Annotated in this window: 12 protein-coding genes; 4 read left to right on the forward strand and 8 right to left on the reverse strand. The window is 67.9% G+C overall.

Annotated elements, in window-relative coordinates; genetic code table 11:
• Positions 1 to 21 precede the first annotated feature (21 nt).
• The 6 genes from pdhA to H7J86_RS22905 all read right to left on the reverse strand — a co-directional run bounded on the left by pdhA (position 22) and on the right by H7J86_RS22905 (position 7,375).
• A complete protein-coding gene (gene pdhA / locus H7J86_RS22880; protein WP_090353202.1) occupies positions 22 to 1,089 on the reverse strand; it encodes a pyruvate dehydrogenase (acetyl-transferring) E1 component subunit alpha in 1,068 nt (355 codons plus the stop codon).
• A 254-nt stretch (positions 1,090 to 1,343) separates the two neighbouring features.
• On the reverse strand, positions 1,344 to 2,147 hold the full coding sequence (locus tag H7J86_RS22885; protein ID WP_267293641.1) for an HpcH/HpaI aldolase/citrate lyase family protein: 804 nt from the start codon (positions 2,145 to 2,147) through the stop codon (positions 1,344 to 1,346).
• Positions 2,147 to 2,644, reverse strand: a complete 498-nt coding sequence (locus tag H7J86_RS22890; protein WP_267293643.1) for a MaoC family dehydratase — start codon at positions 2,642 to 2,644, stop codon at positions 2,147 to 2,149. Before H7J86_RS22890 ends, H7J86_RS22885 begins: the two co-directional genes overlap by 1 nt.
• Positions 2,641 to 3,804 (reverse strand): acyl-CoA dehydrogenase family protein, encoded by a 1,164-nt coding sequence (locus H7J86_RS22895; RefSeq protein WP_267293645.1) that lies wholly within the window; start codon positions 3,802 to 3,804, stop codon positions 2,641 to 2,643. Before H7J86_RS22895 ends, H7J86_RS22890 begins: the two co-directional genes overlap by 4 nt.
• Positions 3,801 to 5,780, reverse strand: a complete 1,980-nt coding sequence (locus tag H7J86_RS22900; RefSeq protein ID WP_267293922.1) for an ATP-binding protein — start codon at positions 5,778 to 5,780, stop codon at positions 3,801 to 3,803. Before H7J86_RS22900 ends, H7J86_RS22895 begins: the two co-directional genes overlap by 4 nt.
• A gap of 44 nt (positions 5,781 to 5,824) precedes the next feature.
• Positions 5,825 to 7,375: a carboxyl transferase domain-containing protein gene (locus H7J86_RS22905; protein ID WP_267293647.1), complete on the reverse strand. Its 1,551-nt coding sequence runs from the start codon at positions 7,373 to 7,375 to the stop codon at positions 5,825 to 5,827.
• Positions 7,376 to 7,455: 80 nt separating this feature from the next.
• Here H7J86_RS22905 and H7J86_RS22910 point away from each other — a divergent pair, with 80 nt between their 5' ends.
• Together H7J86_RS22910 and H7J86_RS22915 are read left to right on the forward strand one after the other, a co-directional pair.
• Entirely contained in the window at positions 7,456 to 8,046 is a 591-nt protein-coding gene (locus tag H7J86_RS22910; RefSeq protein ID WP_187096355.1) for an SACE_7040 family transcriptional regulator, read from the forward strand.
• A gap of 78 nt (positions 8,047 to 8,124) precedes the next feature.
• The gene (locus tag H7J86_RS22915; protein WP_090353929.1) at positions 8,125 to 8,889 is read left to right on the forward strand and encodes an MmpS family transport accessory protein; all 765 of its coding nucleotides are present in this window, start codon (positions 8,125 to 8,127) and stop codon (positions 8,887 to 8,889) included.
• Here the strand turns inward: H7J86_RS22915 and H7J86_RS22920 are convergent.
• Positions 8,857 to 10,191: an MFS transporter gene (locus tag H7J86_RS22920; RefSeq protein WP_187096356.1), complete on the reverse strand. Its 1,335-nt coding sequence runs from the start codon at positions 10,189 to 10,191 to the stop codon at positions 8,857 to 8,859. The genes H7J86_RS22915 and H7J86_RS22920 overlap by 33 nt on opposite strands.
• Positions 10,192 to 10,224: 33 nt before the next feature.
• Between H7J86_RS22920 and cmrA the strand changes: the two genes are divergently transcribed.
• Complete coding sequence (gene cmrA / locus H7J86_RS22925; RefSeq protein ID WP_267293649.1) at positions 10,225 to 11,031, forward strand: mycolate reductase; 807 nt, start codon at positions 10,225 to 10,227, stop codon at positions 11,029 to 11,031.
• Positions 11,032 to 11,079: 48 nt separating this feature from the next.
• Here cmrA and H7J86_RS22930 read toward each other — a convergent pair whose 3' ends face one another.
• Positions 11,080 to 12,666: a helicase HerA-like domain-containing protein gene (locus H7J86_RS22930; RefSeq protein WP_267293651.1), complete on the reverse strand. Its 1,587-nt coding sequence runs from the start codon at positions 12,664 to 12,666 to the stop codon at positions 11,080 to 11,082.
• A gap of 80 nt (positions 12,667 to 12,746) precedes the next feature.
• Between H7J86_RS22930 and orn the strand changes: the two genes are divergently transcribed.
• Positions 12,747 to 13,394: an oligoribonuclease gene (gene orn, locus H7J86_RS22935; protein WP_090353186.1), complete on the forward strand. Its 648-nt coding sequence runs from the start codon at positions 12,747 to 12,749 to the stop codon at positions 13,392 to 13,394.
• The last annotated feature ends 20 nt before the right edge of the window (positions 13,395 to 13,414 follow it).

Raw genomic sequence — 13,414 nt, forward strand, 5'->3', positions numbered from 1 at the left:
TCCTTCCGTCCGCGGCGTCATCTAGGACTCCTTTCCAAGCTCGACGAGCAACTCGTCGCGCTGCCGGGCCAGTTCCGGCGTGATGTCGTGGTAGACGGTGTCGAACACCTCCGCGATATCAGGGTCTGGGGTGCCGATCACCGCGTCACGCAGATCCGTGCGCATCCGCGCCGCCTTACCCGCGACCCGTTCGGAGAGTCGGTCGGTCAGCACACCGGCTGACCGCAGGTAGGTGGCATACCGGGCGATCGGGTCCCGCCCCGCCCACTCCTCGACATCGGAGTCGGGGCGGTACCGGGTGGGATCGTCGGAGGTGGTGTGCGGCCCCATCCGGTAGGTGATCGCCTCGATGAACGTCGGACCACCACCCTCGCGAGCCCGCTGCGCGGCCTCGGACATCACCGCAAAGCACGCCAGGACATCGTTGCCGTCCACCCGCACCGCGGGCACGCCGTAGCCCGCGGCCCGGTGCGCGAGCGAGGTCGCGCCGTGCTGGTGGCTGACCGGGGTGGAGATGGCGATCTGGTTGTTCTGGATGAAGAACACCACGGGCACCCGGTAAACGGACGCGAAATTCAGCGCCTCGTGCGCGTCGCCTTCGGAGGTGGCACCGTCGCCCATGAACAACGCGGTCACCGAGTCCTCACCGAGGCGCTGGGCGGCCATCGCCGCGCCGACCGCGTGCGGGGCATGGGCGCCCATCTGGATGGAGATCGGCGCACAGTTCTTGTCGGTGAAGGACGTGCCGCCGTGCCACGATCCGCGCCACACCGAGCCCACTTGAGCGGGCGTGATCCCTCTCGCGAGAAAAACCCCGAGCTCGCGGTATTGCGGAAACAACCAATCGGTCTTGCGCAGACACGCTGCCGCCCCCACCTGGGCGGCCTCCTGGCCGCGGCAGGACGCGTACAGCGCCAGCTCGCCCTGACGTTGCAGATTGATGAGCTCGATATCGATCTCGCGGGTCAGCACCATCAGCTCGTAGAGCCAGCTCAGTGTTTCCGCTGGCAGGTCACGCCGGTACCGCTCCTCGGACGTGGCGGAGCCGTCGGCGGCAACCAACCGCACGGGCTCGAAATCATCCGCCATACCGCCTCCTTCAGGTGACTGCATGTTAGGCCGTCAGCCCACGGGGTGCTCAGTACTGTGACGGTCGGCCAGACCCACGGGATGACAGGGTACCGGCGAACTCCAGCCGGGAGGTGCTGTTGACCCGACGTTCCGTTCTGTCCATCGCAGTACTGGGGTAGCTACCAGTATGCGCCGGGATCAGCGTCGGCTCCCGGGACCGCCGGTCACGCATTCCACGCGTGTCGGAACGTTCGAGGTGCCCGGGTCAAAAGTCAGAGCGGCGGCGCCAGCGCGACGATCCGCTCGGCGCGCCGCAGTACCGGTGCGTCGACCATCGTTCCGTCGAAGGCGAAGGCGCCCCGCTGGTCGGCCGCGGCGGCCAATACCTGTCGCGCCCAGTCGACCTGCTCGACCGAGGGGGCGTAACCGTCCCGGATCACCGGCACCTGGTTCGGATGCAGCGCCACCTTGATATCGAAGCCGACGGCCACCGCGTCATCGGTCTCCCGGCGCAAGCCGTCGAGATCCTTGATGTCGATGTACACCGAATCCAGCGCCAGCTTGCCGAATGCCTTGGCCGCCAGCAGTGACTGCGACCGGACATGGTCGGCCACCCCGCGGTAGGTGCCGTCCGGGAAACGGTTGGCCGTCCCGCCCAACGACCCGAACAGGTCCTCCGCACCCCACATCACGCCGACGGTGTTGGGCACCGCCGCGGTCTCGGTGACCTTCAGCGCGCCGAGCGGGGTCTCGATGATCAGCACCACGTCCAGCGGCGCCAGCGCGCTCACCTGCTCGGCGGCCTCACATTTGGGCAGCATGACGGTGGTGTAGCCGGTGCGCTTGAGCGCTTCCAGGTCCAGCCGCTGATCCTCGCTGCCGTGCGGGTTGATCCGGACGACGGTGCGCGCGGGGTCCAGCGGAGTGTTCACCACCGCCTCGCGGGCCGTGGGCTTGTCGCCGGCGCCGTCTTCCAGATCGAGGATGACGATATCGGCGGACGCCGCGGCCTTCGCGAAACGTTCCGGGCGATCAGCCGGGCAGAAGATCCACGCCGGTCCGACATTGTCGAGCACTAGGCCTCCTGAGGCTTCTTGCGGACCATGGTCTTACGCGAAGCGGTGGCGACGATATCGCCGTGCTGGTTGCGCCCGGTGTGAGCGAACGTGACGATACCTTCGCCCGGGCGGCTCTTGGACTCGCGCTTCTCGACGACCTCGGATTCCGCGTACAGCGTGTCGCCGTGGAACAGCGGTTTCGGGAAGGCGATCTCGGAGAAACCGAGATTGCCGACGATGGTGCCCTGGGTGAGCTGCGTGACCGACAGCCCGACCAGGGTGGACAGGGTGAACATCGAGTTCACCAACCGCTGATGGAACGGGGGCAGTGCCTCCGAGAACGCCGCATCCAGGTGCAGCGCCTGGGTGTTCATGGTCAACGTGGTGAACAGGACGTTGTCGGCTTCGGTGATGGTGCGACCGGGCCGGTGCAGGTACAGCACACCGGTCTCGAATTCCTCGTACCAGAGCCCGCGCTGCTCGACGACTTTCCTGGGGCCGGTTTCTCCCGTCACAGGCCGAGCTCCCGCCCGATCAGCATGAGCTGCACTTCGGTTGTCCCTTCACCGATCTCGAGGATCTTGGAATCGCGGTAGTGCCGGGCGACGGAGTATTCGTTCATGAAGCCGTAGCCGCCGAAGATCTGGGTGGCATCGCGGGAGTTGTCCATCGCGGCCTCGCTGGCGACCATCTTGGCCACCGACGCGGCCTTCTTGAACGGCTTGCCGGACAGCATCAGTGCGGCGGCGTCGTAGTAGGCGGTGCGGGCGACGTGTGCGCGGGCCTCCATCCGGGCGATCTTGAAGGCGATGGCCTGGTAGGTGCCGATCTTGGCGCCGAACGCCTCCCGCTCGTGCGCGTACTTCACGCATTCGTCCACGCAACCCTGGGCCGCGCCGACCGACAGCGCGGCGATGGCGATCCGGCCCTCGTCGAGGATGCGCAGGAAGTTGGCGTAGCCGCGGCCCCGCTCACCGAGCAGATTCTCGGCGGGTACCCGGACGTCGTCGAAGCTGAGCGGGTGGGTGTCCGACGCATTCCAGCCGACCTTGTTGTAGGCGGGCTCTGCGGTGAAGCCCTCGGTGGGCACCGGCACCAGGATGGACGAGATCTCCTTCCTACCGCCGGCGGCTTCGCCCGTGACCGCCGTGACCGTCACCAGCTTGGTGATATCGGTGCCGGAGTTGGTGATGAACTGCTTGGAGCCGTTGATCACCCAGGTGTCGCCGTCGAGCTTCGCGGTGGTCTTGGTGGCGCCGGCGTCACTACCGCCACCGGCTTCGGTCAACCCGAACGCGCCCAGCGCCTTACCGCTGGCCAGCAGCGGCAGCCATTCCTGCTTCTGGGCTTCGTTGCCGAAGCGGTAGACCGGCATCGCACCGAGGGACACGCCGGCCTCCAGGGTGATCGCCACGCTCTGGTCGACCTTGCCGAGTTCCTCCAACGCCAGACACAGCGCGAAGTAGTCGCCGCCCATGCCGCCGTACTCCTCGGGGAACGGCAGCCCGAACAGGCCCATCTCCGCCATCCCTGCCACCACCTCGTACGGGAACGAGTGCTCCTCGTCGTGTTTGGCGGCCACGGGGGCGACGACACTCTGGGCGAAGTCGCGCACGGTCTTGGCCAGTTGCGCGTACTCGTCCGGCAGGCCCCCGGTGGACAGAAAATCCGTCATTGCTCGGTCTCCTTGATTGCAGCGATGATTCGGGCCAGTGGCTGGCCCACCTTGACCTGGTCGCCGACGGCGACGAGAAGTTCGACGACACCATCCACCGGTGCGGACAACGCGTGTTCCATCTTCATGGCCTCGACGGTCACCACGACGGCGCCGGTGGCCACCGTCGCCCCGTCCTGGACACCCAACGCGACCACCGCACCCGGCATGGGGCTGAGCAGTTCGGCGTCGCCGGAGTGTTCGTCCTCGGGCCGCACCGGCGCTTCGCGCACCTCGTCCACCATCACGGTGCCGGCCGGCCCGGCCAGCCAGATCTGGGTGCCGTCGGCGGCCACGACGTATTCGGTACGCAGCCCGTCCACGGTGACGGTCAGCTCACGTCCGGCCAAACCGGCTGTCACCGAATAGGTTCCACCGTCCTCGACGACCGCGGTACAGCCTTTGGGAGTTCCGATGATCCGCACGTGATCGACCCGCTCGCTCGCACGCAGCCGGAACACACTCGGCGCCCGCTCCCCCGTCCGCCAGCCCGACGGCACCGACCAGAGGTTGTCGTCGGCGGCAGCCCAATGCCGCAACCACTGGTAGGCAGCCGCGGCGATCAGCTCGCCGTCGCCGGCGGGCGCAGGCGCGTAATCCGGCAGCCGACGGTCCAACAGGCCGGTATCCAACTGTCCGGCAACCACATCCGCATCGGCCAGCAGGAACCGCAGGAAGTCGATATTCGTGGTGACACCCAGCACCGCGGTCTGGGCCAGCGCCTGGTCCAGACCGCGCAGCGCACCGGCCCGATCATCTGCGTGAGCGATGATCTTGGCGAGCATCGGGTCGTAGTCGCTGCCGACGACGGTGCCCGCGTAGATCCCCGAGTCGACTCGGGCGCGTACCGGTTCCACCACATCGAGCACCGTGCCGCCGGTGGGCAGGAAGCCATTGGCCGGATCCTCCGAGTACACCCGGGCCTCGATGGCGTGCCCGGTCAGCGTGACGTCATCCTGACTCAACGGCAGCTTCTCACCCGCGGCGATCCGCACCTGCAGTTCGACCAGGTCGACACCGGTGACCAGTTCGGTGACCGGGTGTTCCACCTGGAGCCGGGTGTTCATCTCCATGAAGAAGAACTCGTCGGGCCGGTCGGCCGACACGATGAACTCGACCGTGCCTGCACCGGTGTAGTCCACGCTGCGGGCGGTGTTGCACGCCGCCTCCCCGATCCGGGCCCGGGTGGCCGCGTCCAGCAGCGGAGAAGGCGCCTCCTCGATGACCTTCTGGTGCCGCCGTTGCAGACTGCACTCCCGTTCACCGAGATGGATGACGTTGCCGTGCCCGTCGGCGAGCACCTGCACCTCGATATGCCGGGGCCGCAACACGAATCGCTCCAGGAACAGCGTGTCGTCACCGAAGGCCGAGGCGGCTTCGCGGCGGGCACTGACCAACGCGGCAGGAAGTTCATCTGCGGACTGCACCACCCGCATACCCTTGCCGCCGCCACCGGCGGACGGCTTGACCAGGACGGGGAATCCCACGTCGGGGGCGCCGGAGATGAGGTCGTCATCGGTGAGCCCGGGCCGCGAGATACCGGGAACCACCGGCACCCCGAACGCCGAGACCGCCGCCTTGGCCGCGATCTTGTCACCCATGGTGCCGATCGCCCCGACCGGCGGGCCGATGAACACGATGCCCGCCGCGTGCAGGGCCGCGGCGAAATCGGCGTTCTCGGCCAGGAATCCGTATCCGGGGTGCACCGCCTGGGCGCCGGTGCGAACGGCGGCGCCGACGATGGCGTCGATGTCGAGGTAGCTCTGCCGGGCAGCGGCCGGGCCGATGCGCACGGCGACATCGGCCTCGGCGACGTGGCGGGCGCCGGCGTCGGGGTCGCTGTAGACGGCGACCGACCGGATGCCCATGGCGCGCAGCGTGCGGATGACGCGGACCGCGATCTCACCGCGGTTGGCGACCAGAACTGTGTTGAACATCCCGTCGCTGCGCTCGCCCTGAACGTCGAAAGTGGACATGCCCCTCACATCCTGAACACGCCGTAGGACACCGGCTCCAGCGGAGCCTGTGCGACAACTGACAGGGCCAGTCCGACAACGGTTCTGGTGTCAGCCGGGTCGATGACCCCGTCATCCCAGAGCCGGGCGGTCGAATAGTACGGGTTGCCCTGGTGCTCGTACTGTTCACGGATCGGCGCCTTGAACGCCTCCTCCTGCTCGGGGGTCATGTCCCCACGCACGGTGGCCAGCACCGACGCGGCCTGCTCGCCGCCCATCACCGAGATCCGGGCATTGGGCCACATCCACAGGAAGCGCGGCGAATACGCCCGCCCGCACATGGAGTAGTTGCCCGCACCGTAGGAGCCGCCGATCACCACGGTCAGCTTCGGCACCCGCGCACACGCCACGGCGGTCACCATCTTGGCGCCGTGTTTGGCGATACCGCCGGCCTCGTAGTCGCGGCCCACCATGAAGCCCGCGATGTTCTGCAGGAACAACAGCGGGGTGTTGCGCTTATCGCAGAGTTCGATGAAATGGGCGCCCTTGACCGCGGATTCGCCGAAGAGCACCCCGTTGTTGGCGATGATCCCGACGGGGTGGCCGTGGATGCGGGCGAAGCCGGTGACCAGCGTGGTGCCGTATTCGGCCTTGAACTCGGCGAATTCGCCGCCGTCGACGATGCGGGTGACGACCTCGTGCACGTCGTAGGGCACCTTGGAATCCACCGGGACGACGTCGTAGAGCTCGGTCTGGTCGGCCACCGCGTCGACCACCGGGCGCAGCTCCCACGGCGGATCCAGTCGCGGCCCGAGCGTGGATATGATCCGGCGCACGATGCGCAGCGCGTCGCGGTCGTCGTGGGCCAGATGGTCGGTGACACCGGAGATCTTGGAATGCAGGTCGCCGCCGCCGAGTTCCTCTGCGGTGACGATCTCGCCGGTGGCGGCCTTCACCAGCGGCGGGCCGCCCAGGAAGATCGTGCCCTGGTTACGCACGATGACGGCTTCGTCGCTCATCGCCGGCACATAGGCGCCGCCGGCGGTACACGAGCCGAGCACCGCGGCGATCTGCGGGATACCCGCCGCGCTCATGGTGGCCTGGTTGAAGAAGATCCGGCCGAAATGTTCGCGATCGGGGAACACCTCGTCCTGACGCGGCAGGAACGCGCCACCGGAGTCGACCAGATAGATGCACGGCAGCCGGTTCTGGGCGGCGATCTCTTGTGCGCGAAGGTGTTTCTTGACCGTGATCGGGTAGTAGGTGCCGCCCTTCACGGTGGCGTCATTGGCCACGATCATGCATTCGCGCCCCGACACCCGTCCGATGCCCGCGATCATCCCCGCCCCCGGGCAGTCGCCGTCATACATGCCGTCGGCGGCCAGCGGAGCGATGTCGAGGAAGGGGCTCCCGGTGTCGAGCAGACCGTCGACCCGGTCCCGGGGAAGCAGTTTGCCGCGGCTGACATGCCGCTCACGTGCCTTCTCGGAGCCGCCCAACGCGGCCGCGGCCAGCTTTGTGCGCAACTCACCCACCAGGGCGAGGTGCGCGTCGCGATGTGCCATCGCTGAACCCATTTCAGTTGAGTTAATGACGACTAACTCGTAGTATGTTAATCACGATTAACCCAAATGTCTACCGTCGGATCGAGGTGCGCATGACCAGCGAGACCCCGCGCAGCAGAGCCAAGTCCGACCGCCGTGATCAATTGATCGCCGCCGCGGAACGACTGATTGCCGAGCACGGCTACCTCGCGGTGCGCCTGGAGGACATCGGCGCGGCGGCCGGGGTCAGCGGTCCCGCCATCTACCGGCACTTCTCGAACAAGGAGGCGTTGCTGGTGGAACTGCTGGTCGGGATCAGCACCCGGCTACTGAACGGGGCCACCGACGTCGTCACCGCCAACCCGCTGCCCCAGGACGCACTGAACGGGTTGATCGACTTCCACCTCGACTTCGCCCTCGGCGAATCCGACCTCATCCGCATCCAGGACCGCGACCTGTCGCACCTTCCGGCCCCAGCCAAACGTCAGGTCCGCAAGGCCCAGCGACAGTACGTGGAGATCTGGGTCGACGTGCTGCGCCGGCTCGACGACTCCCTCGACGAAGCCGACGCCAGGCTGATGGCCCAGGCGGTGTTCGGGCTGCTCAACTCGACCCCGCACAGCGTCAAGACACCCACCCTCACCCACAGCTCCCGAGCGGTGCTGCGGGCGATGACGGTGGCCGCGCTCGGGTCGTCGCGATAGTTGCTGTGACCAACGCGGTGGGACCGCGAGGCGGCACACCGCCAGACCGCGCGGGTACCCTGCAGCCATGAGGTGGGCATGACCAATTCACCACGCGGCGATGAGCCGACCCAGCGGCTCGATGGCCGGCCTGGCGACGCTTACTCCGGCTACCCCGGATACTCCGGCTACCCCGATCCCGCTTACGCCGGGCCGACCCCTTACGGCCCGCGTCCCACCGAACCGATCCCCGCGTACCCGGCGTACGACCCGGCCTACGCAACCAACCAGTACTACGGCGCACCGCCCCCACCGCCCGGCGGTCCGACGCCGCCCGAGGGACCGCGGACCCCGCGATGGCTGTGGGTCGTCGCGGCGATCGCCATCATCGTCGTCCTCGGGCTGGTCATCGCGCTGGTGATCGTCAACAGCTCCCAGCAGGACACGGTCGTGGCGCCGGTGCCCTCGCTGTCCGAGCCGGCCGCCACGCCCACCCCGTCGACCACCCGCCGGCCCACCACCACCAGCACCACCGCGCCATCGCTGGCGCCCTTGCCGTCGACCAGTGCGCCCACCACCTCGGGGACCGAGCCCGGTGTCACCGAGACCGTCGTCTACAACGTCAGTGGCACCGGCCGGGCGATCAACATCACCTACGTCGACACCGGCGGCGTGCTGCAGACCGAGTTCAACGTGATGCTGCCGTGGAGCAAGCAGGTGGATCTGGCCAAACCCGCCAAGGGTTCGGCGAGCGTCAGCATCATCAACGTCGGCCGCGAGGTGAGCTGCTCGATCAGCATCGACGGCGCCCAGGTGCAGCAGCGCAGCGGGTCAGGGCTGACGATCTGCAGCCCGATCGGCTAGATCCGTCGGGCGGTGCGCGGGGGTACGCACGCCCAGCATCAGCACCAGACCGAGCACCAGCACCACACACAGCCCGCCCATACCCGCGCGGTCGCTGTCGAACACGTCGATGAACAGGGCGAACAATGCCGGCGCCAGGAAGGTCGCTGCGCGGCCGGTCATGGTGTACAGGCCGAACGCCACACCTTCCTTGCCCTCATTCGAGATCCGCAGCATCTGGGTGCGCGCCGCCGAGAGCGTCGGCCCGACGAACAGGCACAGCAGGAGCCCGCACACCCAGAACGCCAGCGGACCCGAGAGCGTCAACAGCGTCACCGCGACGACGATCATGAGGCTCAGTGCCCCGACGATCACCGGTTTGGCGCCGATGCGGTCATCGAGCCAACCGCCGGCCACCGCCCCTGCGGCGGCGACCAGGCAGGCGCACACGCCGAACAAGAGCACCGTCGCCGACGAGATGCCATACACATTGACCCCGAGCACCGCACCGAAGGTGAACACCCCCGTCAGCCCGTCCCGGAACACGGCACTGGCGATCAGGTAGTAGACGACGTTGCGATCGCGGTGCCACTCCCCTTTCACCTCCGCCCACAGCGTGCGGTAGGCGGTCACGACGCCGACCGGCCGGTGCGCATCGTCCGGGGGTGGCGCGGGTGCCCTGGTCAGCAGCGGCACCGCGAACGCCGCGAACCACACGGCCGTCAGCACCATCGCCGCCCTGACGTTCTGGCCGTCGTCGTGGGGCAGGCCCAGCAGGCCGCCGTCCCCGGCGATGAAACCGACGTAGACGATCAGCAGCAGCGCGACACTGCCGCCGTAACCGACCGCCAGGCCCGCACCGGAGACGCGGCCGGCGTTCTTCGGGGTGGTCAGCTGGCCGAGCATCGCGTTGTACGGCACCGTCGCCAGGTCGTTGCACGCCGCCGTCATGGCCAGCAGTGCCAGACCCGCCCACAGATAGTGATAGTCCGCCCGGATCATGCTCATCGACGCCACCAGCGCCACCACGACGGCAGTGAGCAGTACGAGCGCGCGGCGGCGGCGATGCGCCGCGTCGACCCAGATACCGGTCACCGGCGCCAGCAGCGCCACGATGATGCCGGCGATGGTCAGTGCCCGGCCCAGCCAGCTGGCCGGGGTGGTGTCCCCGGGCAGGTCCTTGCCGACCGCGCTGGTCAGGTAGACGGAAAAGACGAATGTCACGACGATCGCGTTGACGCCGGTGGCGCCGCAGTCGTACAAGACCCAGGACAACACGTGGGATCGCCGCGCCCCGCGAGGCTCCGAGACGGGGCTGCTCATGGTCGTCACCCTATAAGTCCTTACGATTTCGGCATGCCCGTACCCGCCCCACATCCTGACGCCCGCGCGGTCGTCACCGGCGCCTCGCAGGGCATCGGTGAAGCCCTGGCCGCCGAATTGGCCGCCCGCGGCCACCACCTGATCATCACCGCCCGCCGCGGCGAGGTGCTGGCCGAGGTCGCCGAACGGCTGACCCAGCGCTACGGCGTCACCGTCGAGGTGCGCGCCGTCGACCTCGCCGACCCGGCCGCGCGCGACGTACTGTGCCAGGAGCTGGCCGGCCGCAACATCTCGGTGCTGTGCGCCAATGCCGGCACCGCCACCTTCGGTCCGGTGGCCAAGCTGGACCCGGCCGGTGAGAAGGCCCAGGTTCAGCTCAATGCCCTTGCCGTGCATGATCTTTGCCTCGCCGTGCTGCCGGGCATGCTGGAGCGCAAGGCCGGCGGCATCCTGATCTCCGGATCGGCCGCCGGCAACTCGCCGATCCCCAACAACGCCACCTATGCGGCCACCAAGGCGTTCGCGAACACCTTCAGCGAATCGCTGCGCGGCGAGCTCAAGGGCACCGGGGTGAACGTCACGCTGCTCGCCCCCGGGCCGGTGCGCACCGACCTGCCCGACGAGACCGAACGGTCCCTGGTCGAACGGCTGATCCCCGACTTCCTGTGGATCAACACCGAGTACACCGCCAAGCTGTCCCTTGATGGCTTGGAGCACAACAAGATGCGCATCGTGCCCGGCCTGACCTCCAAGGCCATGTCGGTGGCCAGCGGCTACGCCCCGCGCGCGATCGTCACCCCGATTGTCGGCGCGGTGTACAAGAAGCTCGGCGGCGAGTAGCGATTTCGGCGCGCTCACCCGCGGTGAGCGCGGGTAGGCGCGCCGAAATCACCGCCTGCGGCGGCCCGTCCCGAAGATGCTGCGGGTGATCTCGCGGCCTATGACGGTGCCGGCCGAGCGCATCGCGCTCTTGAAGGCCGGGCTGGTGACCATCTTGTCGAAGAAGCCCGGCTCGGCGGCGTTGCGCGCGGTCGAGCTGCCCTCGGTTTCCGCCCCGCCGGTGTAGACCGGTGGCGGCAGCTGATCGGCGGGTGCCGGCGCGGCCGCCGGTGGCGGTGCCAGCCGCGCGTTGAGCCGCTCATACGCCGACTCCCGATCGATGGTCTGCCCGTAGGTCGCCTGCAGCGGGCTGGCCAGTGCCGCGGCTTTGATCGCGTCGGGGCCGATGGTGTCCATCAGCGACCGCGGCGCCCGCATCCGGGTCCACGCCACCGGGGTCGGCGCGCCGCGTTCGGAGAGCACGGTGACGATCGCCTCGCCGATACCCAGTGAGGTCAGCGCCTCCTCCAGGTCGTACACCGTGGTCTTCGGGTAGGTGCGGACCGTCTTGGTGAGCGCCTTCTGGTCATCGGGGGTGAAGGCACGCAACGCGTGCTGCACCCGGGCGCCCAGCTGGGAGAGCACGTTGTTGGGCACATCGGTGGGCAGCTGCGTGCAGAAGAACACCCCGACGCCCTTGGAGCGGATCAGTTTGACGGTCTGCTCGACCTGCTCCAGGAACGCCTTGGACGCGTCGGTGAACAGCAGATGCGCCTCGTCGAAGAAGAACACCAGTTTCGGTTTGTCGACGTCACCGACCTCGGGCAGCGTGGTGAACAGATCGGCGAGCACCCACATCAAGAAGGTGGAGAACATCACCGGGCGGGCAGCCTGCGCGCCCAGTTCCAGCAGCGAGATGATGCCGCGGCCCTGGGCGTCCAGCCGGATCAGATCCTTGGGCTCCAGCTCGGGCTCGCCGAAGAACGTGTCCGCGCCCTCGGCCTCCAGGTTGACCAACGCCCGCAGGATCACGCCGGCCGTGGTCGGCGACACCGCGCCCAGCGCCTTCAGTTCGGGCTTGCCCTCGTCGCTGGTCAGGAACTGGATGACGGCGCGCAGGTCCTTCAGGTCCAGCAGCGACAGCCCCTTCTGGTCGGCCCAGTGGAAGATCAGACCGAGGGTGGATTCCTGGGTTGCGTTGAGCCCCAGCACTTTCGACAGCAAGATCGGCCCGAAGCTGGTGATCGTCGCACGCACCGGCACCCCGATACCCTCGGTGCCCAGGGACAGGAACTCCACCGGGAACGCCGTCGGCGCCCAGTCGTCGCCGGTGTCCTTGGCACGCTGGGTGGTCTTGTCATTGACCTCCCCCGGTCGCGAGAGCCCCGACAGGTCGCCCTTCACATCGGCCATCAGCACCGGCACCCCGGCCGCGGACAGCTGCTCGGCCATCACCTGCAACGACTTCGTCTTGCCGGTTCCGGTCGCACCGGCGATCAGGCCGTGCCGGTTGACCGTGGCCAGCGGGATGCGCACCAGCGCGCTCGGATCGACGACACCGTCGACGACCACGGTCCCGAGCTCGAGTGCTTGTCCCTCGACGGCGTAACCTGCGGCGATCTGCTGTGCGGGGGTTGCGGTCGAATCTGAGGTCATGGGCAGACACTACTGAACCAGGTCTCAAACGGGTGGGTGCGGGCAGCTGATGAGCACCGGTACGCATACTGTGGATCGCTGTGCGTGAAGAACTGGTCTGGATCGACTGTGAGATGACGGGGCTGGACCTCAAGTCCGACCGACTCATCGAGATAGCGGCACTGGTCACCGACGCCGACCTGAACATCCTTGGCGAGGGCATCGACGTGGTCATCCACGCCGACGAGGACGCCCTCTCGGGCATGGTCGACGTGGTAGCCAAGATGCACTCCTCCTCGGGACTCGACAAAGAGGTGCTCGCCTCCACGATCGACGTCCCGACCGCGGAGAAGCTGGTGCTGGACTACATCCGCGACCACGTCAAGCAGGCCAAGACGGCCCCGCTGTGCGGCAACTCGATCGCCACCGACCGCGGTTTCATCGCCCGGGACATGCCCGCGCTCGACGAGTACCTGCACTACCGGATGATCGACGTGAGCTCCATCAAGGAACTGTGCCGCCGCTGGTACCCGCGGATCTACTTCGGCCAGCCCGAGAAGGGTCTGGCGCATCGCGCGTTGGCCGACATCCATGAGTCGATCCGCGAGTTGAAGTACTACCGCGGTACCGCATTTGTGCCCCCTCCCGGGCCCTCCACCAGCGAAATCGCGGCGGTCGCGGCCGAGCTGGGCCCACCGAAGCCCGACACTCGGGAAACCGATTCGGCTGTCGAGCACCCGAGCGGCTAGTATCTACAGCGCCGCTTACG

This window comes from Mycobacterium hackensackense, from assembly GCF_025822555.1.
Taxonomy (GTDB): domain Bacteria; phylum Actinomycetota; class Actinomycetes; order Mycobacteriales; family Mycobacteriaceae; genus Mycobacterium; species Mycobacterium fluoranthenivorans.

Excerpts from the sequence above, each read along its gene's own strand:
- H7J86_RS22895 (WP_267293645.1), bottom strand. The coding sequence starts at position 3,804 with ATGACGGATTTTCTGTCCACCGGGGGCCTGCCGGACGAGTACGCGCAA.
- pdhA (WP_090353202.1), bottom strand. The coding sequence starts at position 1,089 with ATGGCGGATGATTTCGAGCCCGTGCGGTTGGTTGCCGCCGACGGCTCC.
- H7J86_RS22920 (WP_187096356.1), bottom strand. The coding sequence starts at position 10,191 with ATGAGCAGCCCCGTCTCGGAGCCTCGCGGGGCGCGGCGATCCCACGTG.
- H7J86_RS22910 (WP_187096355.1), top strand. The coding sequence starts at position 7,456 with ATGACCAGCGAGACCCCGCGCAGCAGAGCCAAGTCCGACCGCCGTGAT.
- H7J86_RS22930 (WP_267293651.1), bottom strand. The coding sequence starts at position 12,666 with ATGACCTCAGATTCGACCGCAACCCCCGCACAGCAGATCGCCGCAGGT.
- cmrA (WP_267293649.1), top strand. The coding sequence starts at position 10,225 with ATGCCCGTACCCGCCCCACATCCTGACGCCCGCGCGGTCGTCACCGGC.
- H7J86_RS22900 (WP_267293922.1), bottom strand. The coding sequence starts at position 5,780 with ATGTTCAACACAGTTCTGGTCGCCAACCGCGGTGAGATCGCGGTCCGC.
- H7J86_RS22915 (WP_090353929.1), top strand. The coding sequence starts at position 8,125 with ATGACCAATTCACCACGCGGCGATGAGCCGACCCAGCGGCTCGATGGC.
- H7J86_RS22905 (WP_267293647.1), bottom strand. The coding sequence starts at position 7,375 with ATGGGTTCAGCGATGGCACATCGCGACGCGCACCTCGCCCTGGTGGGT.